Source organism: Comamonas trifloxystrobinivorans, assembly GCF_043359985.1.
Taxonomy (GTDB): domain Bacteria; phylum Pseudomonadota; class Gammaproteobacteria; order Burkholderiales; family Burkholderiaceae_C; genus Comamonas; species Comamonas trifloxystrobinivorans.
In genome coordinates this window covers 168,532-194,017 of the sequence record NZ_JBHZGV010000010.1, presented here as the reverse complement: position 1 = coordinate 194,017, position 25,486 = coordinate 168,532, and the positions used below count along the sequence as shown (strand labels likewise).

Annotated in this window: 25 protein-coding genes and 2 tRNA genes; 8 read left to right on the top strand and 19 right to left on the bottom strand. The window is 61.6% G+C overall.

Annotation, left to right across the window (positions count from 1 at the left end; genetic code table 11):
• The first annotated feature begins 119 nt into the window (after window positions 1–119).
• The 7 genes from ACFIQF_RS14020 to ACFIQF_RS13990 all read left to right on the top strand — a co-directional run bounded on the left by ACFIQF_RS14020 (window position 120) and on the right by ACFIQF_RS13990 (window position 7,523).
• Window positions 120–1,031: an alpha/beta fold hydrolase gene (locus ACFIQF_RS14020; RefSeq protein WP_393943755.1), complete on the top strand. Its 912-nt coding sequence runs from the start codon at window positions 120–122 to the stop codon at window positions 1,029–1,031.
• Between the two features lie 28 nt (window positions 1,032–1,059).
• Window positions 1,060–2,421 (top strand): MFS transporter, encoded by a 1,362-nt coding sequence (locus ACFIQF_RS14015; RefSeq protein WP_393943754.1) that lies wholly within the window; start codon window positions 1,060–1,062, stop codon window positions 2,419–2,421.
• A 33-nt stretch (window positions 2,422–2,454) separates the two neighbouring features.
• On the top strand, window positions 2,455–3,429 hold the full coding sequence (locus ACFIQF_RS14010) for a VOC family protein (protein ID WP_393943753.1): 975 nt from the start codon (window positions 2,455–2,457) through the stop codon (window positions 3,427–3,429).
• Entirely contained in the window at window positions 3,426–4,967 is a 1,542-nt protein-coding gene (locus tag ACFIQF_RS14005; RefSeq protein WP_393943751.1) for a bifunctional 3-(3-hydroxy-phenyl)propionate/3-hydroxycinnamic acid hydroxylase, read from the top strand. The genes ACFIQF_RS14010 and ACFIQF_RS14005 overlap by 4 nt, the downstream gene beginning before the upstream one ends.
• Window positions 4,968–4,997: 30 nt before the next feature.
• On the top strand, window positions 4,998–5,411 hold the full coding sequence (locus ACFIQF_RS14000) for a nuclear transport factor 2 family protein (protein WP_393943749.1): 414 nt from the start codon (window positions 4,998–5,000) through the stop codon (window positions 5,409–5,411).
• A 13-nt stretch (window positions 5,412–5,424) separates the two neighbouring features.
• Window positions 5,425–6,258 carry a fumarylacetoacetate hydrolase family protein gene (locus ACFIQF_RS13995; RefSeq protein WP_393943747.1) on the top strand — a complete coding sequence of 278 codons (834 nt, stop codon included), beginning with the start codon at window positions 5,425–5,427 and terminating at the stop codon, window positions 6,256–6,258.
• Between the two features lie 77 nt (window positions 6,259–6,335).
• Window positions 6,336–7,523, top strand: coding sequence for a porin (locus ACFIQF_RS13990; protein WP_393943745.1), 1,188 nt, complete (start codon window positions 6,336–6,338; stop codon window positions 7,521–7,523).
• Window positions 7,524–7,631: 108 nt separating this feature from the next.
• Here ACFIQF_RS13990 and ACFIQF_RS13985 read toward each other — a convergent pair whose 3' ends face one another.
• The 8 genes from ACFIQF_RS13985 to ACFIQF_RS13950 form a co-directional block, all read right to left on the bottom strand.
• Window positions 7,632–8,153 carry a helix-turn-helix domain-containing protein gene (locus ACFIQF_RS13985; RefSeq protein ID WP_393943743.1) on the bottom strand — a complete coding sequence of 174 codons (522 nt, stop codon included), beginning with the start codon at window positions 8,151–8,153 and terminating at the stop codon, window positions 7,632–7,634.
• 182 nt (window positions 8,154–8,335) lie between these two features.
• Window positions 8,336–8,722: a Zn-ribbon domain-containing OB-fold protein gene (locus ACFIQF_RS13980; protein WP_393943741.1), complete on the bottom strand. Its 387-nt coding sequence runs from the start codon at window positions 8,720–8,722 to the stop codon at window positions 8,336–8,338.
• A gap of 23 nt (window positions 8,723–8,745) precedes the next feature.
• On the bottom strand, window positions 8,746–9,906 hold the full coding sequence (locus ACFIQF_RS13975; protein WP_393943739.1) for an acetyl-CoA acetyltransferase: 1,161 nt from the start codon (window positions 9,904–9,906) through the stop codon (window positions 8,746–8,748).
• Window positions 9,907–9,945: 39 nt separating this feature from the next.
• On the bottom strand, window positions 9,946–11,103 hold the full coding sequence (locus tag ACFIQF_RS13970; protein ID WP_393943737.1) for an acyl-CoA dehydrogenase family protein: 1,158 nt from the start codon (window positions 11,101–11,103) through the stop codon (window positions 9,946–9,948).
• Between the two features lie 58 nt (window positions 11,104–11,161).
• On the bottom strand, window positions 11,162–12,706 hold the full coding sequence (locus ACFIQF_RS13965) for an AMP-binding protein (RefSeq protein ID WP_393943735.1): 1,545 nt from the start codon (window positions 12,704–12,706) through the stop codon (window positions 11,162–11,164).
• Complete coding sequence (locus tag ACFIQF_RS13960; protein ID WP_393943733.1) at window positions 12,690–13,625, bottom strand: MaoC/PaaZ C-terminal domain-containing protein; 936 nt, start codon at window positions 13,623–13,625, stop codon at window positions 12,690–12,692. Before ACFIQF_RS13960 ends, ACFIQF_RS13965 begins: the two co-directional genes overlap by 17 nt.
• Window positions 13,626–13,632: 7 nt before the next feature.
• Complete coding sequence (locus tag ACFIQF_RS13955) at window positions 13,633–14,535, bottom strand: SDR family NAD(P)-dependent oxidoreductase (RefSeq protein WP_393943731.1); 903 nt, start codon at window positions 14,533–14,535, stop codon at window positions 13,633–13,635.
• Window positions 14,536–14,551: 16 nt separating this feature from the next.
• Complete coding sequence (locus tag ACFIQF_RS13950) at window positions 14,552–15,544, bottom strand: tripartite tricarboxylate transporter substrate binding protein (protein WP_393943729.1); 993 nt, start codon at window positions 15,542–15,544, stop codon at window positions 14,552–14,554.
• Between the two features lie 307 nt (window positions 15,545–15,851).
• Between ACFIQF_RS13950 and ACFIQF_RS13945 the strand changes: the two genes are divergently transcribed.
• Window positions 15,852–16,634 (top strand): IclR family transcriptional regulator domain-containing protein, encoded by a 783-nt coding sequence (locus ACFIQF_RS13945; protein ID WP_393943728.1) that lies wholly within the window; start codon window positions 15,852–15,854, stop codon window positions 16,632–16,634.
• A 43-nt stretch (window positions 16,635–16,677) separates the two neighbouring features.
• On the opposite strand, the gene ACFIQF_RS13940 is transcribed toward ACFIQF_RS13945, so the two are convergent.
• The 11 genes from ACFIQF_RS13940 to pheT all read right to left on the bottom strand — a co-directional run bounded on the left by ACFIQF_RS13940 (window position 16,678) and on the right by pheT (window position 25,365).
• A complete protein-coding gene (locus tag ACFIQF_RS13940) occupies window positions 16,678–17,010 on the bottom strand; it encodes an HNH endonuclease (protein ID WP_393943726.1) in 333 nt (110 codons plus the stop codon).
• 77 nt (window positions 17,011–17,087) lie between these two features.
• Complete coding sequence (locus ACFIQF_RS13935) at window positions 17,088–17,483, bottom strand: HIT family protein (protein ID WP_393943724.1); 396 nt, start codon at window positions 17,481–17,483, stop codon at window positions 17,088–17,090.
• A 343-nt stretch (window positions 17,484–17,826) separates the two neighbouring features.
• Window positions 17,827–18,507, bottom strand: a complete 681-nt coding sequence (locus tag ACFIQF_RS13930) for a type 1 glutamine amidotransferase domain-containing protein (RefSeq protein ID WP_393943723.1) — start codon at window positions 18,505–18,507, stop codon at window positions 17,827–17,829.
• Window positions 18,508–18,573: 66 nt separating this feature from the next.
• Window positions 18,574–19,608, bottom strand: a complete 1,035-nt coding sequence (locus ACFIQF_RS13925; protein WP_393943722.1) for an NADP-dependent oxidoreductase — start codon at window positions 19,606–19,608, stop codon at window positions 18,574–18,576.
• Window positions 19,609–19,630: 22 nt separating this feature from the next.
• Window positions 19,631–20,788 (bottom strand): iron-containing alcohol dehydrogenase, encoded by a 1,158-nt coding sequence (locus tag ACFIQF_RS13920; RefSeq protein ID WP_393943721.1) that lies wholly within the window; start codon window positions 20,786–20,788, stop codon window positions 19,631–19,633.
• Window positions 20,789–20,860: 72 nt separating this feature from the next.
• Window positions 20,861–21,460 (bottom strand): TetR/AcrR family transcriptional regulator, encoded by a 600-nt coding sequence (locus tag ACFIQF_RS13915; RefSeq protein ID WP_393943719.1) that lies wholly within the window; start codon window positions 21,458–21,460, stop codon window positions 20,861–20,863.
• A gap of 223 nt (window positions 21,461–21,683) precedes the next feature.
• Window positions 21,684–21,760 (bottom strand) — tRNA-Pro (locus tag ACFIQF_RS13910).
• A gap of 146 nt (window positions 21,761–21,906) precedes the next feature.
• Window positions 21,907–21,983: transfer RNA gene (locus ACFIQF_RS13905), tRNA-Pro, on the bottom strand.
• A gap of 18 nt (window positions 21,984–22,001) precedes the next feature.
• Window positions 22,002–22,442: a MerR family transcriptional regulator gene (locus ACFIQF_RS13900; RefSeq protein ID WP_393943717.1), complete on the bottom strand. Its 441-nt coding sequence runs from the start codon at window positions 22,440–22,442 to the stop codon at window positions 22,002–22,004.
• A gap of 122 nt (window positions 22,443–22,564) precedes the next feature.
• Window positions 22,565–22,891 (bottom strand): integration host factor subunit alpha, encoded by a 327-nt coding sequence (locus tag ACFIQF_RS13895; protein WP_393943715.1) that lies wholly within the window; start codon window positions 22,889–22,891, stop codon window positions 22,565–22,567.
• A 20-nt stretch (window positions 22,892–22,911) separates the two neighbouring features.
• Window positions 22,912–25,365, bottom strand: a complete 2,454-nt coding sequence (pheT, locus tag ACFIQF_RS13890) for a phenylalanine--tRNA ligase subunit beta (protein WP_393943714.1) — start codon at window positions 25,363–25,365, stop codon at window positions 22,912–22,914.
• Window positions 25,366–25,486 lie beyond the last annotated feature (121 nt).

Below are 25,486 nucleotides of genomic sequence, written 5' to 3'. Positions count from 1 at the left end.
ATGGCACAGGGATTACACTGATTTGTCATAGTGACACATGCGTCTATTCTTACTTCGTCAAAAGCGCAGCCGCCTCGCAACCGCGGCAGCGCCACCGGCCACGAATGAGGAAAAAGACGATGACCACCACCACCGAAACCCCTTACCGCAGCGTTTGGATGTGCTTGAACGACCTGCCTTTCACCCAAGGCTTTGTCGATGCCGATGGCATCCGCACGCGCTACATCCAGGCCGGCCCGGCCGATGCGCCCGCCGTGATCTTTTTGCACGGCACCGGCGCCAGCTGGGAGAGCTGCTGCGCCAACATCCGCCCGCATGCCGAGCACTTCAACACCTTCGCGATTGATATGGTCGGCACCGGCTTCAGCACCAAGCCCGACAAGCTCTACACGCTGGAGGTGTACGTGGAGCACCTGCGCGCTTTCATGGACGCGATGGGGCTGAAAAAAGCCTCCATCGTCGGCGTATCGCTGGGCTCGTTCATAGCCGCCAAGTTTGCGCAAAAGTACCCAGACCGCACGCACAAGATCACCATGGTCTCGGCCGTGGGCCTGCCCTTCAAGCACAACCCCAACATGAGCGAAGAAGAGCAAGGCCAGCACATGCTCGACGCGGCCCGCAAACGCCGGCGCGAGCAAGTGGAGAACCCCACCTGGGACGCCATGAAAACCCTGCTCTCGCGCCTGATCCTCAAGCCCGAGAACGTGGTGGACGATCTGGTCGGCGTGCGCCAATCGGTCTACCGCCAGCCCGGCATGGCCGAGGCCATGGAGCACATCATGGATCTGTATGCGCCCGAGGTTTTCAACCGCGACGCCATCCAGCCCGAGCAGTGGCGCCAGATCCAGACGCCGGTGCTGATCACGCTGTCGGTCGATTCCAAAGACTGGTTCTACGAGACCGCGCAGGAGATTCACACCCTGCTGCCGCACAGCCAGATGCTGGAATGCCCGGGCGCCTCGCACTGGCCGCAATGGGAATGCGCTGACGCATTCAACCGCGCCAACATCGCCTTTTTGCAGCAAGCCTGATCCCTCAAAAAATACCAGGAGACAAACCATGATCGGTGCTGCCAGCCACAGCGCTGCGCCGGATGCTGCTTCGCAGGCAGCCCGCGTGCGCGACGCCATCAACCAGGGCCAGATGAGCCCGCTGCAAATCCGCACCGTGCTGTTGTGCGCCCTGCTCAATGTGATGGACGGCTACGACATCATGGCCATGGTGTTTACCGCTTCGGCCATCTCCACAGCCTGGAGCCTGAGCGGCACGCAGCTCGGCCTGCTGCTGAGCGCCGGCATGGTGGGCATGGCCTTCGGCTCGGTGCTCATCACGCCGCTGGCCGACCGCCTGGGCCGCAAGGCCATCGTGCAGCTCAGTCTGGCCGTGATCACCGCCGGCATGGCCTACAGCGCGCTGACGCAGAGCTTTCAGGAGATGGCGGTTGCCCGCCTGGTGACCGGTCTGGGCGTGGGCGGACTGGTGCCGGGGCTGAGCGTGATCGTGGCCGAGTTTTCGTCGGACAAATGGCGCGGCGGCGCGGTGAGCTTCATGGGCGTGGGCTACACCTTTGGCGCGGTGCTGGGCGGCCTGGCGGCGGGCGAGCTGCTCTCGTCTTACGGCTGGCATTCGGTGTTTGCCGTGGGCGCCATGGCCACGTTTGCGCTGATGCTGGCCGTCTGGCTGTGGCTGCCCGAATCGGTCGACTTTTTGCTGCAAAAGCAGCCGCGCAACGCCTTGCCCAAGCTCAACCGCATCTTGTCGGCCATTGGCGCGCCCACGCTGCAAAGCATGGAAGCCCCCAACCAGCAGCAAGCCCAGGCCGGTGGGCTGCGCAGCCTGCTGACCCCGCCGCTGCGGCGCCTGAGCCTGCAGCTGTGGTGCGTCTCTTTTCTGGTGCTGATGTGCGCCTACTTTGTGATCAGCTGGACGCCACGGCTGCTGGTGCTCTCGGGCCTGTCGCAATCGCAATCCATCATTGGCGGCGTGCTGCTCAACAGCGGCGGCGTCATCGGCTGCCTGCTCTTTGGCTGGCTCGCCACGCGGGTGCGGGCGCAGAGCATCACGCTGGTGTACTTCGGCATCGGCCTGCTCAGCCTGCTGACGCTCAGCCAGTTCCACAACCAGCTCATGCTGGCTTTCGCGCTCACCTTGTTGATCGGCATCTGCCTGTTTGGCGCCATTGCCGGCATCAACACCCTGGCCCCGGCCATCTACCCGGCGGCCAACCGCAGCAGCGGCGTCGGCATGGTGACCGGCATTGGCCGCCTGGGCGGCATTTTGTCGCCAGCGCTGACGGGCGTGATGGTCGATGCCGGCCAGCCCATTGGCGCTTTGTACATCTACTACTGCGTGCCCTTGGCGGCTGCGGCAGTGCTGATGTGGTCCTTGCGCCATGCGCAATCGCAGTACGGCAGCGTCTGAACCGCGCCGCCCCCCCATTCCAAAGGAAAAGACATGAGCATTCAACTCCAAGACATCGCCTACGGCCGCGTCAACGCGCCCGATCTGGATGCGATGCAAAGCTTTTTGCAGGACTTCGGCATGCAGCTTTCCGCCCGCACGCCCGATGCCCTGTACCTGCGCGGCCACGGCCCATCCCACCACATCCATGTGGTGCACCGGGGGGCACCCGGCGTGCGCTCGCTGGCTTTTGACGCCGCCAGCCAGGCAGACCTGGAGCGCGCCGCGCAGCTGCCCGGAGCCAGCCCGGTCATGCCCTTGCAAGACCCCGGTGGCGGCCACTGCGTGCTACTGACCGAGCCCAACGGTCTGTGCATCGAAGTGGTGTTTGGCCGCCAAACCCTGGCGCCGCTGCCGCTGCAATCGCATGCCATGAACACGGCCCAGGCGCCCCGCCAGCGCTCCAGCGGCATGACGCTGATGCCGCCGCGCCCGGCCCAGGTAGTGCGCATAGGCCATGGCGTGATTTTCACGCCGCAGGTCAAGCAGACAGCGCAATGGTTTCAGGACAGCTTTGGCATGCTGCAGTCCGATGTGCTCTACGAAGGCAGCCAGGACAACGTGATCGGCATCTTTCTGCGCATGGCCCAAGGCCCGACCTTGGTCGACCACCACACGGTTTTTGTGGCCCACGCCGCACAGCCTGGCATTCACCACCTGAGCTTCGAGGTGGCCGACATCGACGATCTGCTGCGTGGCAAGGAATACCTGGCCCAGCGGGACTACCAGCACCTGTGGGGCATCAGCCGCCATGTCCAAGGCGGCCAGATCTCCGACTACTGGGTCGACCCGGCGGGCGTGATGCTGGAGCACTGGACCGACTCGGACCGTCTGGACGAGAACGAGCCTCCGCGCCTGCTCACCCGCGAGGAATCGCGCAGCTTCTGGGGCCCGCAGGCCAGCACCGCCTTCCGCGCCCACCGACTCTCGCCAATTGCGCCCTTTAGCGCACCAGGAGACCAGCCATGAACCAGCGCTTTGACGTCGCCATCATCGGCAATGGCCCGGCCGGCAAACTGCTGTCCATCTTGCTGGCACAACAGGGCCTGCAAGTAGCGGTGCTCGACCGCTTTCACACTGTTTATCCGCTGCCTCGCGCGATCCATTTTGACGATGAAGTGGGCCGCATGCTGGACCAGGCCGGCATTGGCGATGCCGCCAAGGCCATCTGCATTTACCGTAACGCGCCGGCCGAATTTCTCTCCGGCCAAGGCGAGGTGCTGATCCGGCTGGAATCGCAGAGCAACCCCGAGCACCGCTGGCCGCAGCGCAATTTTTTCCACCAGCCGCAGCTCGAAGCGATCATGCAGCAGCGCGCTGCCGAGTTGGCCAACATCCACTTCATCGGTGGCGTGGAAGCCTTCGCCATTGAAGAAAAAGCCGACCACGCGGAAGTGCGCTTCCACGAGCTCAACGACAGCAGCGCGCGCAGCTTGCAGGCCCGCTATGTGGTGGGTTGCGACGGCGCCAACAGCTTTGTCAAAGCCCATATCGGCGGCGGCGATACCGGCCTGGATTTCGAGCATGACTGGCTGGTGGCCGATTTCACCCGCGCCAACGCCGACGCCTGGCCCGATGCTGGCCGCCAATACTGCCGCCCCGAGCGCCCTACCACTTACGTGCCCATGGGGCCGACCGCTTTCCGCATGGAATTCATGCTGCGCCCGGGCGAGCGGCGCGAAGACTTTGAATCACCGGCCGCGCTCTACCAGATGCTGCGCGAAACCGGCCTGCCGCATGAGGGGCTGCACATTGTTCGCCAGGCCATCTACACCTTCCGCGCCCGATGGCGCAACCAGTGGCGCAAAGGGCGGGTCTTCATCGCCGGCGATGCGGCGCACCTGACGCCGCCGTTCCTAGGCCAAGGGCTGTGCGCTGGTGCACGCGACGCAGTGAACCTGGCCTGGAAGCTGCCTCTGGTGCTGCAAGGCAAAGCCAGCGAGCAGCTGCTGGACAGCTATGCCAGCGAAAGAATTCCGCACGCGCAAGCCCTGATTGAAGGCGCCGTGGAATACGGCCACGTGATCTGCGTGCGCGACCCGCAGCAAGCCCGCCAACGCGACGCCGACATGCTGAGCCAAGGCATGCGCACGCTGCCCAGCGTGCCGCGCCCGCTGCTCGGCCCCGGTGTGCGCAGCCAGGGCTCCGCGCTTGCCGGCACCTTGCTGCCGCAGTTTGCGGTCGACAACGAAAGCCGCAAACCCAACCTGGACCGCTGGCTCTCAGGCATCAGCCTGATCAGCCAGGAGTCGTCCGCTGCGGCCACCGAGGCCGCCGGGCCGCTGGGCCGACAACTGGGACTGACCATCATCAGCGCCCAGGACACGGCCCCAAAAACCCAGGCTGCACTGCTGCGCTGGCTGCAAGACAACGGCTGCCAGCATGTGCTGGTACGGCCCGATTTCTATATCTACGGCAGCGCCAACAGCCCTGCCGAGCTGCAAGCGCTGCTGCAGCAACTGCAGGCCGATCTGGGCAGCACCACTGCCATGGACCGCGCAGCCTGAAATGCATTTTTCAACTCCAAGGAGAAACCCATGAACCCAGACACCGAATGGGGCCGAATACGCGCCGAGCTGGATATTGCCAACCTGGTCTACACCTGCGCACGGGCCACCGACCAGCGTGACGAAGCCGCCTTCGCCCAGTGCTACACCGAAGACGGCGAGTTCCACCGCTCCGGCAAAGTCTTCCGTGGCAGCACCGAAATCGCCCACAGCTTGCGCGAGCGCAAAGCCAGCTTGCAACGGCGTCACGTTTTCACCAACGTGCAGGTGCAGTTGCAAGGCACCGACCAGGCACAAGGCCAGAGCTACTGCCTGGTCTACGACAAAGACGAAGCCGCAGAGGCTGGCCTGCCACCCATCGTGGCCGACATTCAGGACGAGTACCTGCGCGTCAACGGCCAGTGGAAGATCCAGCGTCGCGTGGTGCGCCGCTCATTCATCTGAGGGGAGCCAAGCCATGCGTTTTGTCCGCTACCGCCACAACGACCAGGCCTGGACCGGCCTGCGTGAAGGCGAGCAAGTCTGGCCCATAGCCACCACCGCGCTGGAAGATTATCTGCGCCAGGGCGTGCCGCTGAGCAGCCTGCCAGCTTTGGCGCAGCGCCAGCAGCCGCTCGCCTTCCACAGCCTGGAGCTGCTCAGCCCGCTGGAGCGCCCCGGCAAGATTCTTTGCGTGGGCCTGAACTACCGCGACCATGTGGCCGAAAGCCGCTACGAACAACCCGATGCGCCCGTGGTCTTTTTGCGCGCTGCATCGAGCCTGGCCGGACACGGCGCGCCCGTGGTGCAGCCGGCTTGTTCCGACAGCCTGGATTACGAAGGCGAACTCGCCGTGGTGCTGGGCGCTGGCGGCCGCAACCTGGATGCCGAAACCGCGCTCGCCAGCATTGCCGGCTACTCGGTCTTCAACGACATCACGGTGCGCGAATTCCAGTTCAACAGCACGCAGTGGACGCTGGGCAAAAACTTTGACGGCACCGGCATCATGGGGCCCGAACTGGTCAGCGCCGACGAGCTGCCCGCTGGCGCCCAAGGCTTGCAGCTCAAGACCTGGCTCAATGACGAGTGCATGCAAAACGCATCGACCAGCGACATGATCTACGGCCCGGTGGCACTCATCCAGTACTTCAGCCGCTACCTGCAACTGGAAGCGGGCGACGTGATCGTGACCGGCACGCCCTCGGGCGTGGGCTGGGTGAGAAAGCCGCGCCTGACCATGCAACCCGGCGACATCTGCCGCGTCAGCATCGAGTCCATCGGCGCCGTCGAAAACCGCATCGTCCAAGAATAAAAAACCACGCCAGCGCTTGCCGTGCGCAGCGGCAAGCGCTGCTCTCGAACGATTTTTACAACACCAGGAGACAAGCCATGAGCAAGGGGAAGAAAGCCAGCAAGCATCTGCTTATAGCACTGGCCAGCAGCGGCGCCGCCGTTGGCAGCACCAGCGTGCAAGCGCAAAACGTAACGATCTACGGCATCATGGATACCGCCGTCGAATATGTGAACCGCATGCCGGCCGACACCGGCACCGCCAGCCGCTGGGGCATGACCCGCATCGGTGGCATGGCGCCATCGCGCTGGGGCATCCGCGTCAATGATGATCTGGGCAGCGGCTGGCAATCCACCATCTGGCTGGAAAGCGGCTTTGCGCCCGACAATGGCGAGCTCGCACCGGCCGCCAATGGTGCTTATTTCCAGCGCCAGGCCTCCATGGGCATCCGCCACGCCGACTACGGCTCCTTCACCATGGGGCGGCTCTACACCACTTTTTTCGACTCGGTGATCAACTTCGCGCCCATGCGCATGGCCACCACCTATGAGCCCATATCCATGATTGGCGGCGCCTTCACCCGCGAAAACAATGCGCTGAAATACACCTTGGACCGGGGCAACTGGCACTACGGCATGCACTACTCGTTTGGCACCGGTATCCCGTTGCTGGCGGGCATGCCGTCGGCGGTGGCGGGTGGAGAAATCCCCGGCGACTCGCGCGCGCAAACCGCCTATGGTGTCTCGGGCTTTTATATGAAAAACGGCACCGGCTTCGGCATGGGTTACGACCAGCTCAACATGGCCTTGACTGCCCACTCCGACAAAGGCTACGAGAAAAAATTCTACGTCGCAGGCTCTTACGCCCATGGAAAAATGCGGCACTTTGCCGGCTACCGCTGGCTCAACGCCCGCTTTCCCAATGGCCAAACGGCCAACCGCAACGACTTCTTCTGGTGGGGCACCACTTACCAGGCTAGCGACCAGCTGGCACTGACGGGCGCGCTCTACTACATGAATCCCAAGAAAGCCTCGCTCACCACCAGCGACGCGGTCACCAAGCCCAAGAACGCGCAGCAACTGTCGTTCTTGGCCGACTACGCGCTCTCCAAGCGCACCGATCTGTATGCCACCGTTTCTTGGACGCGCAACGCAGCGCTCAACTTTGACTCCACCATCCACTCGGGCAACATCTATGGTTACTCCGACCCGGCCACTGTCTCCGGCCTGCGCGATGGCCAAAAGAACATGGTGGGCTTTGCCATGGGCATGAGGATTGTTTTCTGACCATGCAGCAGCAGCGATGCAGGCCACTGCATCGCTGCTGAGCTAAACCCTTGAACGCCAAGACCCTGCTTGTGCTGCCGCCTGCGGCAGTGCCAGGGCCTTCAGCTTTTATTCCTGCGTGCTGGCGTGGGCCTGGGTTTCAGCCAACAACGCTTCCAGTTGGGCTTTGCCAAGTTCTTTGAGCTCGGACAATTTGCGCACAGTTTGCGCATGGGGCCGGGCCTTGCCTTGCTCGTACTTGTAAATACTTTGGCCGGAAACGCCCACCAGCGCCCCATATTGCGCAGCCGACAACCCGGTTTTCTGGCGGTGAGCCACCAGACGCGAAGCGCTGAAGCGGCGCTTGACGCCCTCTTCCGCCGCATCGCCGGCTTGCGCCGCTCGCGCGGACTGGGCCGGCTGCACGCGTTTGATGCCCTTGTGCAGATCGGCGATCTCGCGCTTCAGGGCAGCGATCGCCGAGCGCTGTGCCGCCAGCGCTTTGCGCAGGGAATCGACCTCCGCACGCACTTCCTTGCGGGCAACGCGTGTGATTTCGGCTTTGAATATGTTGGCAATATTTGGCATAAAGCCATTTTGCGGTATTCCGGCAATATTTGGCAATGGCTGTTTATGTAGGCCATAAGCCACAGTTACAACAGCAGCGATCCGGTTTTCCTCTACCGTTTGGCATTTTGCTTATTCAGCCACGCATGCATGGCAGACAGCACCGTGCCCATGGCTTTCAGCCATATTCAATATAGCTTGCCCATGCCCTACAAGCCCTTGGGAAAATGCGCGTTCTATCTACTCTTACTTCTTGAATGAAGCTTTCAAACCAACCGAAACTGCGGCAGTGTAATCTCATCGCTGGCCCGCTCAAAACACACTTGCACCTTGGCGCCAATGGCGATGCGGCTCAGGTCGGAATCGATGATATTGGCCATCATGCACGGGCCTTCTTCCAGCTCTACCATGGCCACCGCATAAGGCAAGCGCTCTTTGAAAAAGGCATGCGTCGCCCGCCGGTTGATGGTGAAGGTATAGATCTTGCCCTTACCTGCCGAAGCTTGCCAGGACAGATCTTCGCTGCCGCAATGGCAGCAAAAGGCACGAGGAAAAAACTGCCAGTTCTGGCATTGCTGGCAGTGCTGCAGAAGCAGTTTTTCTTGCTGCGCGGCCTGCCAATAAGCTGCCGTGATATCGGTGGGTTGCGGCAAGGGGCGTTGGGTGGCGGTCATGGTCACACTCCCAGAATCAAAGTCGTGTTGCAGGAAAAAACCAGGCCTGGCGCATGGCAAAGTGCCAGCTCGTGCTGGGGCAATTGGCGCTCGCCGCACTCGCCGCGCAGCTGCCTCACGGCCTCGATCAGCAAGAAGATGCCAAACATGCCGGGGTGGCCATAAGAGAGGCCACCGCCCGAGGTATTGATGGGGAAACGCCCGCCCGGTGCCAAAGCGCCGCCAGCAACAAAATCGCCGCCTTCGCCGCGCTGGCAAAAGCCCAGCTCTTCGAGCGACTGCAGCACGCCGATGGTGAAGTGGTCGTAGATTTGCACCACATCGATGTCGGCGCGGGAGACACCGGCCATGTCCAAAGCCGCCTGCGCAGTTTGCGCCACGTTGGTGTCCAGCCAATCTGCGGTATTGAATGGCGTGTAGTGGTGCGAAAAGCTCTCCGCAATGCCTTGCACGAAGATGGGCCGGCTACGCAAATCCTTGGCCCGGTGCGCCGCCACCAGCACCACGGCTCCGCCACCGTCGGTGACCAGGCAGCAATCGCGCTGGCGCAGCGGATCGGCGACCTGCGGCGATGCCATCACTTCCTCCAAGCTGGTGGGCTCGCGCCGGTAAGCCTTGGGATTGAGCTGGGCCCAGCGCCTGGCCGCCACGGCAATTTCGGCCAAGTCTTTGGGCGTGCTGCCATAGCGGTGCGCATGCAGCTGCGCCACCATGGCGTAGTAGCCGATGGGGCTGAGGTGGCCGTAAGGATGAATGAACTGCCCGCGCGGATTGGCTGCGCTGTCTTGCGCCACCGCACCACTTTTGCGCGAACCGTCAGACAACTGTGTGCTGCCATAGCTGATCAAGGCCACTTCGCACAGGCCGGCAGCCATGGCGGCCATGGCATGGCGGATGTGCATCAGATTGGACATGCCGCCCACGTTCGATGAGTCGACATAACGCGGCCGGATGCCCAGGTATTCGGACACCTGCAAGCTGGAGAAGCGGTCGTCGGTGTGCGCAAAAACGGCATCGACGTCGGACAAGCGCAAGCCCGCCTCCTTCAGCGCAGCGATGGCGGCCTGGCCTTGCAGCTCCAGCGCGCTTTTACCGGGCACTTTGCCCAGGTCTGACTCGGCCACGCCTGCAATGGCCGCTGAGCGGGAGAGTTGGTGGTGCATGGTTTTTTTCCTGTTTTCCTGTTTTCCTGTTTGTCAGCTCTACAGCGCACGGGCGATGACTTCGCGCATGATCTCGGACGAGCCGCCATAGATGCGGTTGGGCCGCACATCGGTGTAGGCGCGCGCAATGGGGTATTCGCGCATATAGCCGTAGCCACCGAAGAACTGCATCAGAACGTCGATGGAGCGGGTCGCCTCGCTGGCCCAGAGCTTGGCCATGGCCGCGCCGTCAGGCGTCAGGCTGCCTTGCTGGTACTGGGCAAGGCAACTGTCCACCAAGGCCCGGGTAGCCCAGGCTTGCGACTTGATGTCAGCCAGCTTGAAGCGGATGAACTGGTTGTCGAGCAAGGGCTTGCCGAACGCATGGCGCTGCTTGACGTAATCCACCGTCCACTGCAAGGCCACTTCCAGCGCCACAGCACAGCGCAAGGCGATGAGCAGCCGTTCGCGCACCAGCCCGTTCATGCCGTAGGCAAAGCCTCGGTTCAGCTCGCCCACCAGCATGTCTTGCGGTACAAAGACCTGGTCGAAGAACAACTCGGCGGTGTCCTGGGCTTTCTGCCCCAGCTTGTCGAGCAAGCGGCCTCGGCTGAAGCCCGGGCTCTGCGTATCCACCCACAGCAGGCTGATGCCTTTGGCGCCAGCGGCCGGATCGGTTTTGGCAAATACCAGCACGCGGTCGGCGTGGTAGCCGTTGGTGATGAAGGTCTTCTGCCCACTGAGCAAAAAGCCGCCTTCAACCACAGTGGCGGTGGTACGGATGGCCTTGAGATCGCTGCCGGTGCCGGGCTCGGTCATCGCCAGCGAACCCACAATGTCGCCGCTGGCCATACCGGGCAGAAATGCCTGTTTCTGCGCTTCGCTGCCAAACTCCAGCAGATAAGGGGCCACGTTTTCCGAGTGCGTGGTAAAGCCCGTCACCCCGGTGGCAAGCGCACGAGCAATTTCTTCCACCACGATGGCGCTGAAAAGAAAATCGCCACCGCCGCCGCCGTATTCCTCCGGGATGCCGGGCAGCAACAAGCCGGCCGCGCCAGCATCGCGCCAAAGTTGGCGTGGCACCAAGCCCGCCTCCTCCCACTCGGCATGGTGCGGCGTGATTCGCTCCGCAATAAACCGGGCGACATTGGATCGATACAGCTCATGCTCGGCAGAAAAGGCCGTGCGCGGCATGCTTTGGTTGTTGGGGTCTGTCATGTTTTTGTCTCCTGCTCCAGCCGGCCTTTGTCAGCTGGTAAGCATGCGGTCATCTGGTTCAATGCGCGATCTGGCTTTCGCTCGGCCAGTAACGCGCTTTGACCATGCGCTTGAGCAATTTGCCCGATTCGGCACGCGGCAGCTCGGTGACAAAATCCACCGAGCGCGGGCATTTGATGGCTGATATCTGGCTGCGGCAATGGGCGATCAGCTCGGCCGCCAAAGCATCGCAGGCTTGAGCCGGGTCTTGCAGCTGCACCACCGCCTTGACCTCTTCGCCAAACTCCTCGTTGGGCACACCTACTACAGCCACATCGGCCACCGCCGGATGCGTGGCTAGTATGTTTTCAGCTTCCTGCGGATAGATGTTGACGCCGCCAGAAACGATGGTGTTGGCCAGGCGATCCGTCAGGTACAGATAACCGGCTTCGTCGACATGCCCTATATCGCCGTAGGTGGCCCAGCCTTTGTCGTTGTAAGCACGGGCGGTTTTCTCCGGGTCCTTGTGGTAGTCAAAACGCCCGCCACCGGAGAAATAGATAACGCCCGTTTGCCCGGCTGGCTGCTCCTGCCCGGTTTCATCGACGATGTGTACCTGGCCAAATTCCACCCGCCCTACCGAGCCTTTGTGCGCCAGCCATTCGTGCGAATCGAGCGAAGTGCGCCCGACCAGCTCAGTGCCGCTGTAGTACTCGTAAAGAATCGGCCCCCACCAGCCAATCATCTGCTCCTTGACCGAAGCCGGGCAAGGCGCTGCCGCGTGAATGGCGTAGCGCATGCTGCTCAGATCAAACTGCGCCTTGTCTTCTTCTGCCAGCCGCAGCAAGCGGATGAACATGGTCGGCACCCACTGGGCGTGGCTGACGCGGTAGTGCTCAATAGCGGCCAGCGCGGTGAGTGGATCAAACTTCTCCAGCATCACGCAACTGCCACCTGCCTTCATCACGTTCATGCACCAGCGCACGGGCGCGGTGTGGTAGAACGGCGCCGTCGACAAGTAGACCGATTGCGGGTCGAAATCTTTCCAGCGCGTGCGGGCATCCCCTTTGGCGGCAAAGAACTTGTTCGCATCGGCCAAGGGGCGTTTGATGCCTTTGGGCAAACCGGTGGTGCCCGACGAATAGCAAAAATCCATGCCTTGCAAGGTACTGGGCAGGCTGGCATCTGCAGGCACCGATTGCAGAAAGGATTCGTAGTTGTCAAAGCCGCTGCGTTCTGCATCCAGAATTACGCGCCGTATGGGCAAATCCTCAAGCACCTGAACATCAAAGCCTTCCAGCGTTTGCGACGAACAGAAAACGGCCTTGGCATCGCAGTCCTGCACGATGTACTTCAGCTCATCGGCCTTGAGGTGGCGGCTGATGGTGGTGTAGTACAAGCCCACCCGGAAAGCCGCCCAGATGATCTCGAAATAGCGGACATGGTTCTCCAAAAAGATGGCGATGCCGTCGCCCTCTTTCAGACCCGTAGCTACCAGCGCGGCGGCGCAACGGCGCGAGCGCTGCTCCAACTCTTGCCAGGTGACGATCTGCCCCGATGGCACCATGGCGTAGGCCATGCCCGTGGGGTTGCTTTTTGCAAATGCTTCAATGCTCGGCATCATGGGCTCCTTGCTGGCTGGCGACCTCGGGTAATGCGGCGTGCAATACCTCGGCCACGCCGTGGCTCAGCACCTTGCAGGCGCGCTCTTTCACAAACATCTCGAAGTGCATGGTTTGAGAGTCTTCTGTTGCCAGGCCTCGCCACAAGTGCAGCACCAAGGTTTCCCCCGGATGCACAGGCGCCGAGAACCGCGCCGCAATGCTGCCCAGCTTGGCCGCATCACCCGCACAAGCCAAGCGCACAATGCCTTGGGCGGCCGTGCCGTAGGTGCACAGGCCATGCAGAATGGGCTGATCAAAACCGGCCTTTTGCCACGCACTGGGCAGCGCATGGATAGGATTGCGGTCGCCGTTAAGGCGGTACAAAAGCGCAGCATTTCTGTGCGTGGGCAACTCCAGGCTTGCGTCATGCGCATGCGTTGGCGCTGCAGGCAAAGCAGGCAATGCTTCGTCACTGGCGCCAGCGCTGGCGCTGTAGCCGCCGTCGGCGCGGCAAAAAGATACGTGCTCAATTTGCGCCAGCAGCTCGCCTGTTTCGGCAAGTTGCACTTGCCGCTGCGTAGTCACCAAAGCACCCCGGCCCAGGCCTTTGTCGACCACGGACAACACGCGCGTTTGGCTGAGCAAGCTCCCTTGCGTGGGCAAGCGGCGGAAAAAGCGCATGCGGTGTTCGCCGTGGAGGATCTGCATCCAGTCGATGCCGGTGGGCGGCTCTGATGCCCAGGCGCCGGGCGCGCCCACCGTGGCCACAAAAGTGGGCAGCGCCTGGAGCTCGTACTCGGTGACAAAGCACAGCTGCTCTTGCGCCAGCGGGTCTGTCGCAACGCCTACGCTCAAGGCATAGCGAATGCAGTCGTCTGCGCTGTAGCTGTTGGTCACTGGCGCAAACGGCCAGTTTTTGACGGTTTCGTATTGCAGCATGGCTGGCTCACACAGGGTCCCAGCAGAACACTTCGGGCGAGCGCTCCAGCGGGGTGAATGCACGGCGCAGTGCCGGCAACGCATGCTGGCTCAGGCTTTGTTGATTCCAGCCCTCAGCCTGGTGCACGGAGGCCACAGGCCGAGGCTGGCTCATCACCATGATCTCGTTGCCACGCACCGCCAGTATCTGGCCGCTGACATCGGTAGCTTCATCGCCGAGCAAAAATGCCGCCACGGCCGCCACCTGCTCAGGCTTCATTGATTGCATGCGCGCCAAGCGCTGCTTTTCTGCCTCTGTCTCGCTGGGCAAGGTGCCTATCAGGCGGCTCCAGGCAAACGGTGCAATGCAGTTGGAGCGCACACCAAAGCGCTGCATGTCCAAGGCGATGGATTTGGACAAGCCCGCAATGCCCAGCTTGGCTGCCGCATAGTTGGCCTGGCCAAAATTGCCCACCAGGCCGGAGGTGGACGTCATGTGCACATAGGCACCGCTTTGCTGGTCTTTGAAAAACGGCGCCGCTGCCCGGCTAACAAAAAACGAGCCATGCAAATGCACATCCACCACAGCGCGCCACTCGTCCTCGTTCATTTTGTGAAATATGCGATCACGCAAAATGCCAGCGTTGTTGACGACGCCATCAATGCGCCCAAAGCTGTCTACCGCAGCCTGAACCATGGCTGCAGCGCCATCGCGCGTGGCTACGGAATGCGTGTCGGCCACTGCTTGCCCACCCGCAGCTTCGATCTCTCGCACCACGGCCATGGCAGGCCCATCGTCCCGGCCCTCGCCGCTGCCGCTGGAGCCCAGATCGTTCACCACCACCTTGGCGCCCAACTGCGCCAACAGCAAGGCTGTGGCGCGGCCAATGCCATTGCCAGCACCTGTTACCAGCACTACTTTGTTCTTCATCTTGCGTCTCCTACTCTCAATCCACTTTGATGTTGCCGCGCTTGATCACTTCGGCCCAGCGGCTTTTCTCAGCCAGAACAAAGCGTTCAAAATCTTCGGGGCTGCCGCCCACGGCAGAGCCGCCTTGCAAGGCAATCGTCTTGCGCACTTCCGGGTCTGCCAGCACCTTGTTGAGCTCGGCGTTGAGTGCAGTCACCACGGCCTTGGGCGTTTTGGAAGAGACGAACAAACCCAGCCAGACCGTGACATCAAAATCGGGATATCCCAGCTCCACCATCGTGGGCACATCGGGCAGCTCGGGACTGCGCTCTTTGGTGGTGACCGCAATCGGGCGCACTTTGCCGCCACGCGCCAGCGGCAAGGTGGTGATCAGGTTGTCGACCATGTAATCCACTTGCCCGGCCACCAGATCTGTCAGAGCCGGAGCGGCGCCTTTGTAGATCACATCCACAGCCTTGATGCCCGTGCGCTGGTTGAGCAGCGCACCCGCCAAGTGCCCGGACGAGCCACTGGTGGACACCGCCATGGCCAGGCCCTGGGCCTGTGAGGCGGCGTACTTTTTCAGCTCTTCCACCGATTTGACGGGCAGCTTGGGGTTGACCACCACCACGTCGGGCATGGAGAGCACGTGGATCACCGCCGACAGATCTTGGTAGGCGTACGGCAGCTTGCTTTGCAGCTCGTAATTGGCGGCGTTGGGGCCCAGGCTGCCCATCACCAAGGTACGGCCATCCGGATCAGCGCGCAGCATGTTCTGGATGCCGATGGTGCCACCCGCGCCGGCATGGTTCTCCACGATCACCGGCTGCTTGATGCGCTCGCCCAGCGTCTTGGCCACCAGGCGGCTGGTCAGATCCAGAATGCCGCCGGGCGCTCCGGGGGCAATGATCTTGAAAGGCTTGCCCATGGGCAATTGGGCATGCACATCCGGCGTTTGCGCCCCGGCTGTGACATGGGCCCCGAATACAGCCAGTGCCGCTGCACTGGCCAAAAGATGGCGTCGCTTCATGCTTGTCTCCTGAAAATGGCTGGGTTAAAATGTCCGCCTAGCGGATTTAAAAATCCGTCTAACGGTTATTTAAGACCATTTGCCGCAGACCGTCAACACGAAAAGCGGAATCGGTACTTTGGGGATCGTTAAGGGGCTCTTCCGGCCCGCAAGCCTGCTTGTGGCATCGTCCATCAGCAACACGACAAGCATGCTCTGACGCAGGGCAATACTTGCCCCCTGCGATGGCGTTGTATGGGCTGCCTGAGAGCAAGATTCAGATGAGAAAAAATGCGCGGTGCCCCATTGCCGCGCCCGGAGTATTGAGATGACGACACCTGACAGCGACGGATTTGTGCGCTCGTTTGCACGCGGCCTGGCCGTTCTTGAAGCCATGGGCAAGCGCGGCGAGCACAACGTTGCCAGCATTGCCGAGGCCACGGGCCTGCCCCGCACCGTGGCCCGCCGCATATTGCTCACGCTCACCGAGTTGGGCTATGCCGTGATCGACAGCGACAAATCCATCCACCTCACACCCAAGGTACTGAGCCTGGGCACGAGCTACCTCACATCACTGCCGTTTTGGGGGCACTCGCAACGCGTGCTGGAGCAACTGTGCATGCAAGTTCAGGAGTCTTGTGCCATAGCGGTTTTTGATGGCCAGGACGCCGTGTTTGTGCTGCGCATTCCGTCTGGGAAGATCATGTCCTTGCGGCTGGGCATGGGCAGCCCGGTGCCCGCTTACGCTACCGCCCCCGGCCGGGTATTGCTGGCCCACAGCGAAGACAGCGTCTTGGGTCGCTACCTGGAGCAGCACGAGCTGAAACCACTGACGCCCGCCACAGTGACCAACACCAGCGATTTGCAAGACTCGCTCGCACAAATCCGCAACCAAGGATACGCCTGGGTAGAGGGCGAGTTTGACGCCCACGTGGCCGGCTTGGCCGTACCCATTTACGACGAGAAAAACCAGGTCGCCGCCGCCATCAGCACCAACCTGCTGCGCTCAGAATACACGCAAGCAGAAGCGGTGGAAGAGCTGCTGCCCCAGCTGCGCCAGGCATCAGCACAACTGGCAGGTCTGGCACCGGCGTTTTTGCATACTAGGTAGGCACGGCAAGTTTTTCTACGCTGTCCGCACTTACAAAAAAGACTCAAGCTAGCGCCAAACAAGCTAGGTACTCCGCATCAATGGCTTCGTACGTGGACGCCTTGACCCAAGCGCGCGAGCCGCTTTGGTAGCCGTTGCCATAGCCCCAGGCGGCAACACGCCGTGTGGTGTGTACATCGGCCGCTATGCCTGCGTGGGCGCCGATTTCTTGCAGCTGTGCAGACTTGTGCATCAGCCGCTGCAGCCAGCGCTCCAAATGCCGCCTGCCGGCCAGCGAATCAGACTTGCTGCGGTTGCACTGCGGATGCGCCAAAACAAAGTTGTGCGCCATGTCTCTGGGGTAGAGCGCGAACGGGACGAAGTGGTCGACATCCACTCCCAGCAATGCATGGTCGCAATAAAAGCAGCGGGCACCGTCGAGTTTGCAACTGCCATTGCGCTGATGGCGCCGCACTAGCCACCGCGTGCGCTCCAGTAGTCGGCCTTTTCTGGCATCACCCAGCGCACGCCGCCGCGCGGGTCTGCCAGATCGCCCAGGTAACGCGGAATCAAATGGATGTGCAAATGCCCGATCGTCTGCCCGGCAGCAGGACCGTCGTTGATGCCGATATTGAAACCATCGGGTTGAAATTCGGCCATGGCGGCCGCCTTCGCCTGGTCCAGCAGCTCCAACAAGGCGGCGCGCTCGGCTTCGCTGGCGTCGAAGAACGATGCCATGTGCCGTTTCGGAATGACCAGGCTATGGCCTGGCGATACGGGGAAGCCATCGCGTAACCAAATTGCATGTTCGTTCTGGCCCAGAATGCGTTGCGCGGGCAAAGTGCAAAAGGGACAGGGCTTGCTGGTCATGCGTTTTTTACTAAGACGCGCCAGAACGAGGCACGGTAGATTTCAAAGGCTACTCGCGCCTCGGCTGGCTGCAGCGGTGGTGCGCGAACGATGCACTTTATGTTACATGAGCTGCGCGGTTGATGGCAAAAACTGGCGACGCCGCTGCCGGCTCCAAGCTGAGCAATCGCAATGGCCGCAAGCTCTTGCTCAGGCATTGCAGCCAGCAGTAGGTTTAGTCAGCATGGCTATTTTCACGCCAGCAAACTGGCATTCACTCGGGTGAAATGGCTCATGCGCGCAGCTGTTTTTCCGAATGCCATTGGCGATAAGCGCCCGTAGACAACGCTAAGCCAGTTCCGGCTCAGTTCAGCAGCTTGAGCAATGCCTGGGCGGATGCCTCGGAAGAACCCGGGTTCTGGCCCGTTACCAGCAGCCCATCGACCTGCACATGCGACTGCCAGTCGGCGGCCTTCGCGTAGCTGCCACCATGGGCTTTGAGCATGTCTTCCACCAGAAAGGGCACCACCTTGGTCAAGCCCACCGCTTCTTCCTCGCTGTTGCTGAACCCTGTGACGGTTTTGCCGAAGACGAGCGGCTTACCATCGGCTCCCTTGGTGTGGCGAAGCACGCCGGGAGCATGGCAGACGGCAGCGACCGGTTTGCCGGCTTGAATGGCCTGCTCGATGAGTGCGATCGACACCGGGTCTTCGGCCAGATCCCACAACGGGCCATGGCCGCCGGGGTAAAACACCGCGTCAAACTGAGCGAGCGAAACATCGGCCAGCTTCTTCGTAGTGGCCAGGGCCTGCATGGCAGCCGTATCGTTCTCGAAACGGCGGGTGGCTTCAGTCTGGAAGCCCGGTTCGTTGCTCTTCGGATCCAGCGGCGGCTGCCCGCCCTTGGGCGAAGCCAGGGTCAGCTCCGCACCCGCATCCAGAAACGTGTAGTAAGGAGCGGCGAGCTCTTCCAGCCAGAAGCCGGTTTTTTCGCCCGTGTTGCCCAGTTGGTCATGGGAGGTGAGAACAACAAGAATCTTTTTCATGGGGAGAGTCTTTCTCAGGGTATGAGATGAAAAGCGCCGACTTTTGTGAAGTGGCGCAAAGCGCAATCAGTGTTGACCAAGGCGCACCACGACCTTGCCGAAGTTTTTACCGTCCAGCAGATCAATGAAGGCTTGCGGAGCACGCTCCAGTCCGTCAACAAACTCCTCGCGCAGCTTGACCTTGCCGTCAGCAACCCAGGCGCTCATGTCGCGCAGAAAGTCTGCAAAGCCAGTGGCGTAGTGGTCGGAGATGATGAAGCCCTGCACATGCAAGCGCTTGGAGAGGATCTGCATCAGCAATTGCGGAGCGCGGTTCGGCCCGGCAGGCAACTCGGTGGCGTTGTAGTGCGCGATCAGCCCGCAAACCGGAACACGCGCACCAATGTTGAGCAGTGGCAGAACGGCTTCGAACACAGCGCCACCGACGTTCTCGTAGTACACGTCAATGCCTTGGGGCGTGGCTGCAGCCAGTTGGGCAGCGAAGTCCGGCGCACGGTGATCGATGCAGGCATCGAAACCCAGCACATCCACCGCGTACTGGCATTTGGACGCTCCGCCTGCAATGCCGATCACTCTGGCGCCCTTGAGCTTGGCGATCTGCCCGACCACCGATCCAACGGCGCCCGTGGCAGAGGCCACCACCACCGTCTCGCCCGACTTCGGTTGGCCGATGTTGAGCAGGCCGTGATAGGCCGTGAAACCAGGCATGCCCAGCACACTCAAGGCCAGGGATGGCTGCGGGATGCGCGGATCGACGACGGCCAGATCGCTGCCGTCGGACAGTGCGTACTCTTGCCAGCCCGAGAAACCCGTCACCAGATCACCCACCTTGAAGCCGGGATGGCGTGACGCCTCGACACGGCTGACCGTGCCTCCCACCATGACGGCACCCAACTCCACGGGTGCAGCGTAGGACGGGCCTTCGCTCATGCGGCCACGCATGTACGGATCGAGCGACAGGTAGACTGTGCGCAGCAGCACCTGTCCCTGCGCTGGTTGCGGGATGGCTTGCTGCGCGATGCGAAAGTCGGTGGGCTTGGGGGCACCGACCGGGCGGGACTGCAGGACGATTTGTTGATATTTGGCTGTTGCGGTGGACACGGTTTTCTCCATGAGGTTGGCTTCAAAGGCTGGCTTCGAGAATGCGGCGGCTGACGTCTAGGGTCACATCGTTGCGCTCACCCAAACCGGTCATGTGGTGCGCTTCGAGCTGCCCGATCAAGGCATCGATGTCCGTGGCGCCCAGACCATGGTCGGCCAATCGGGTGCCAACGCCGAGGCTCTCGAAAAATCTGCGTGTGCGCTCGATGGCGGTGTCAATGCGCTGGTCTTCACTGCCCTCGGTGAGGTTCCAGACACGCGTGGCGTACTGCAGCAGCTTGGCCCGCTTGGCCTCGCGACGCACCTGCAGGTTGGCTGGCAGCACGATGGCGAGCGTGCGTGCATGGTCGATGTTGTGGAGCGCGGTCAGTTCATGCCCGATCATGTGGGTGGACCAGTCCTGCGGAACACCGGCGCCAATCAGCCCATTGAGGGCCAAGGTGGCGGTCCACATCAGATTGGCGCGAGCTTCAGGGATCGCGGGCTGCGCGATGGCCTGCGGGCCAATCTCGATCAGCGTCTGCAACAAGCCTTCGGCAAAGCGGTCCTGAACCCGAGCATCCACAGGATAGGTCAGGTATTGCTCCACCACGTGCACGAAGGCGTCGACCACGCCGTTGGCAAGTTGCCGCTCGGGCAAGGTATAGGTCTTGGTCGGGTCCAGCACCGAGAACTGCGGAAATACCTGCGGACTCATGAAGGCCAGCTTGGCTTGTGTGGCCTTGCGTGTGATGACGGCCCCGTTGTTCATCTCCGAGCCCGTAGCCGGCAAGGTGAGCACGCTGCCGAAGGGCAGTGCCCGAGCAATGCCGGCGCCACGGGTTTCGAGGATGGTCCATGGATCGCCGTCATAAAGCGCCGCAGCTGCCACGAACTTGGTGCCGTCGATGACCGAGCCGCCGCCCACGGCCAGCAGAAAATCGAAGCCTTTCTCTCGGATCAATTGCACCGCGCCCATCAAGGTCTCGAAGCTCGGATTGGGCTCGATGCCACCGAACTCCTCGAACGCACGTGCGCCCAGAGCGTTTTGCACTTCGGCCAACGTGCCGTTCTTGCGGGCACTCTCACCACCGTACAGAATCAAAACACGGGCATCGGCAGGCACCAGCTCGTTCAGGCGCTCCACGCTGCCGGCACCGAAGACGATGCGCGTGGGGTTGTAGAAATCAAAGTGAAGCATCGTGCGTCCTTTCATTAGTAGACCAGTCGTCTAGAATCGAGGCAAAAAAAAGCGCCTGGCTTTCCCATGCAACTAGGAAGCCAAGCCCAGCAAACGTTGTGTGGCAAAGAGCGCCGCCTCCATGGGCGCGCGGTCGCGGGTAATTTTGGCGCGCACACTGGCGCCCAGCCACAGTTGGTAGAGCGTGGTCGCCATTTGCGTGGTGTCTCCTACCGAGGCCAGCGAGCCCTCGGCCACAGCGGCATCCAACGACCTTGCCAGCCGCGCAATGATGCAGTCTGTGCCTTGGTGCAGCGCCGCGCGCATGGACTCGGACAAGTCGCTCACCTCGGCGGCCAACTTCACCGCCAGGCACTTGCCTCTGGGATCGCAGGTAGCTTGGCTTTCGAGCCAGTTCTGCCAATAACCCATCAGGCGCTGCGCGTGAGACAGGCCCGGCAAATTCAGCTGCACTTCCAGCGCATCCATGTACTCGGCAAAGTAGCCTTTCAGCATGGCTTCGCCAAATGCTTCCTTGGAGCCGAAGTAATGGTAGAACGAGCCCTTGGGCACATTGGCCGTCTGAAGAATTTCGTTCAATCCCACCGCAGCAAAGCCCTTGCCGCCCATGATGACCTGGGCGGTATCCAGAATGTGCTGACGCACGTCGACAGGGGCAGCAATCGAATTCATGCGCGCATTCTAGAGGCTATTAGACCAGTCGTCTACAAACGTATTCAGAAAACCCGCATCGTCCTGCGGCCATCGGCTGCGCTGCAACGTGACCATCGATGCCGGGTACCGCCAAGCGCCAAACACCTTTCTGCAGTACGCCGAAGCCCTACCCGAACCAGACCCGCAGTAAGCCCCATAGAAAAAGGACTTAGCTCCTCTCGAAGCTAAGTCCTTATCTGTTTGGTCGGAATGGCGGGATTCGAACTCGCGACCCCTTGCACCCCATGCAAGTGCGCTACCAGGCTGCGCTACATTCCGAAGACTTAGATTATACAAGCAGTTTGGCACCCGCCAGACAAACTGCGGCAATGTGCGAGAAGCAAGCCCACCATGGCAGCGCCATCGCTGCGGAAGGCAGAAATAGAAAAAGGGTCCTGGCTTTTCAGCTAGGACCCTTGTCTGTTTGGTCGGAATGGCGGGATTCGAACTCGCGACCCCTTGCACCCCATGCAAGTGCGCTACCAGGCTGCGCTACATTCCGAAGACATTGATTATAACCTCAGTTTTCGGCCTCACCAGAAAGAATGCGGCGAATTTCGGCCAATTCGATGGCCGCCTGCTTCCAGGTGACCGGTTCGCTGCTGGCCAAAGCGGCATCAGCCAAACCGGCATCGCTGCCCTGCTCGTCCAAACCAAAGGCAAAAGCAGCATCGTCAGACAATGCATCCAGCATGGCCTGGCCGCGTGGCAAGGCTTGCAGCTGGTTGCGGGCGCCGCTGATGGTGAAGCCGCGCTCGTACAGCAGCTCGCGGATGCGACGAATCATCAGCACTTCGTGGTGCTGGTAATAGCGCCGGTTGCCACGGCGTTTGACGGGGCGCAGCTGCGTGAACTCCTGCTCCCAATACCGCAGCACATGTGGCTTGACGTCGCACAGCACCGAGACTTCACCGATGGTGAAGTAGCGCTTGGCGGGGATGGGAGGGAGCTGTTTGTCCATGGGCAAATTGTAGACAGCCGCCAAGGCGGCTGTGTTGCACAAAAGCACGGGAGCCGGATGAACGGCCCACGTGGCACGCCGATTGGCGGCGCCGTGGCGTCAACCCGGCGGGTGGCCTGCCTTCAGGCCTGGTCAGCCGGCGCCTGGACCGAGTCTTTGAGCTTGCCGCTGGCGTGGAAGGTGACCACGCGGCGCGCCTCGATCGGCACTTCTTCACCGGTGCGCGGGTTGCGGCCCGGGCGGGCTTTTTTCATGCGCACCTGGAAGTTGCCGAAGCTGGAAAGCTTGACGTCTTCGCCCTTGACCAGGCTTTCGGCGATCAGGTCGAAGAAAGCATCGACCATGTCCTTGGCTTCGCGCTTGTTCAGGCCGATGTTGTCAAACAGCATGTCGGCCAGCTGCGCCTTGGTCAGCGCGGGTTGCTCCAGGCTTTCTACTGTGAATTCCATAACAGTCCTCGCAATACCGTTTAGCGCAGGCGGGCGCCAACGCTTTGTTTGAGTTGCTCCAACACGGCTTGCATGGCGGTGTCGATCTCGGTGTCTTCCAGCGCACGTTCGTCGTTGCCCAGCGTCAGGCGCACGGCCAGGCTCTTTTCGTCCTGGGCCAGGCTACCCGCCGCGGCTTCTTCGCCAGCCTTGAGCTTTTTGGGGCGGAACACGTCGAACAAGACTGCATTACGCAAGATACCACCGACCGAGGCCGCTTGGATAGCCGTCATGACTTGTGCGTGGGTAACAGCTTCCTTCACCACCACGGCGATATCGCGCTCCACGGCCTGGTGCTTGGCCACGGGCTTGAACACTGGTACTTGGCGGGCCAGCACAGCATCCAGCTCCAGTTCGAACATCACCGGTGCCTGGGCCAGATCCCACTCTTGGCGCCACTTGGGATGCAGCTCGCCAACAAAGCCGATGGCCTTGCCGTCCAGCAGCACGCGGGCGCAACGGCCAGGATGCATGGCAGGGTGTTCAGCAGGCTCGAACACAGGCTTGGCCGGTGCCAGCAGGGCTTCCACATCGCCCTTGATGTCGTAGAAATCGACCTTGGCTTCGGCACGGCACCATTGCAGTTGGTCAGCAGCGCCGTAGGCCAAACCGGCCACGCGCATGGGCTGGTAAAAGCCTTTGACGGTGGTGTCGGATTCAACGACCGATTCGTCCTTGAAGAACACACGGCCCAGCTCAAACACGCGCACACGTTGGGCCTTGCGGTCCACGTTGAACTTGAGCACTTGCAGGAGCGAACCCAGCAGCGACGAGCGCATCACGCTCAGGTGACTGGCAATCGGGTTGAGCAGCTTGATGGCGTTGTTATTGCCAGCCAGCTCTTGCTCCCACTTTTCTTCAACAAAGCTGAAGTTGATGGTTTCCTGGTAGCCCAGGGCGGCCAGTTCGTGGCGCACGCCAAACGGGCTGCGTTGGTTCTCAGCGCGCAACTTGGGCGAGATGGGAGCCAGCGGCTTGGTGGTCGGCAGGTTTTCGTAGCCGATCATGCGGGCCACTTCTTCGATCAAGTCTTCTTCCAGATTGATGTCGAAGCGGAAGGTGGGAGCCGTCACACTGACCACCCCTTCGGAAGCCACCGTAGCGGGCAGGCCCAAACCGTTCAGCGCATCCAGCACTTGCTGTTGCGTGACGGGCATGCCGATGACCTTGGCCGCACGGGCCACGCGCAGTTGCACGGTCTTGGGCGCAGGCATGTTTGGCTTTTGGTCGTCCATGGCGCCGACTTGCGTCTCGGGCGTGCCGCAGATTTCCAGCACCAGTGCGGTAATGCGCTCGATGTGTTCGGTGGTGAACTCAGGGTCTACACCGCGCTCGAAGCGGTGGCCAGCATCGGTCGAGAAGTTGAAGTGACGCGAGCGGCCAGCAACTGCCTTGGGGAACCAGAAAGCGGCTTCGATGTAGATGTTCTTGGTGTCATCCGACACAGCGGTGGCGTCGCCACCCATGATGCCGGCCAGCGATTCCAGGCCATGCTCATCGGCGATCACGCCGACTTTGATGAAGTCGTCGATCTTGATGGTGTTGCCGTTGAGCAGCTTGAGGGTTTCGCCCTCTTTGCCCCAGCGCACGTTCAGGCCACCGCTGATCTTGTCCAGGTCAAAGATGTGGCTGGGGCGGCCCAGCTCGAACATGACGTAGTTGGAGATGTCGACCAATGGCGAGACGCCACGCTGGCCACAACGGGCCAGACGGTCCAGCATCCACTGGGGCGTTTTCACTTGCGTGTTGACGTTACGAACGATGCGGCCCGAGAAGCGGCCGCACAGGTCGGTCGCTTCAATCTTGACGGGCAGCTTGTCTTGCGTGGCCACGGCGGCAGCGGGGAAAGACAGCGGCTTGAGCGGCGTGCCGGTCAGCGCCGACAGCTCGCGCGCCACGCCGTACACGCTCAGGCAGTGCGCCAGATTGGGCGTGAGCTTCAGGGTGAACAGTGTGTCGTCGAGGTTGAGATACTCGCGCACATTCTGGCCCAGCGGCGCATCGAGCGGCAGCTCCAGCAGGCCGCCGTGGTCGTCGGCAATGCCCAGCTCTTTGGCCGAGCACAGCATGCCAAAGCTTTGCACGCCGCGCAGCTTGCCGATCTTGATTTTGAAGGGCTTGCCATCAGCACCGGGCGGCAGCTCGGCGCCCACCGTAGCGCAAGGCACGCGGATGCCGACGCGGGCATTGGGCGCACCGCAAACAATGTTCAGCAACTCTGGGCCGCCCACATCGACCTGGCAGACACGCAGACGATCTGCGTCGGGGTGTTGCACAGCTTCTTTGATTTCGCCAACGACGATGCCGGTGAAGGCAGGGGCCACCGGGTCGAGTTCTTCGACCTCCAGGCCTGCCATGGTCAGGGTATCGGCCAGCTCTTGGGTCGTCAGCTTCGGGTTGCAGTACTCGCGCAACCAGGATTCAGGAAATTGCATAGTCAGACTCTTTGGCTTTCAGGCCAGTGCTGGTTGGGCAGCCACTGGCCAAGGCGTTCTTGCTTTCAAAACAGGAGCGGGTGTGCTGTGGGGCCGACGCTGGTATCCAGCATTTCAACCC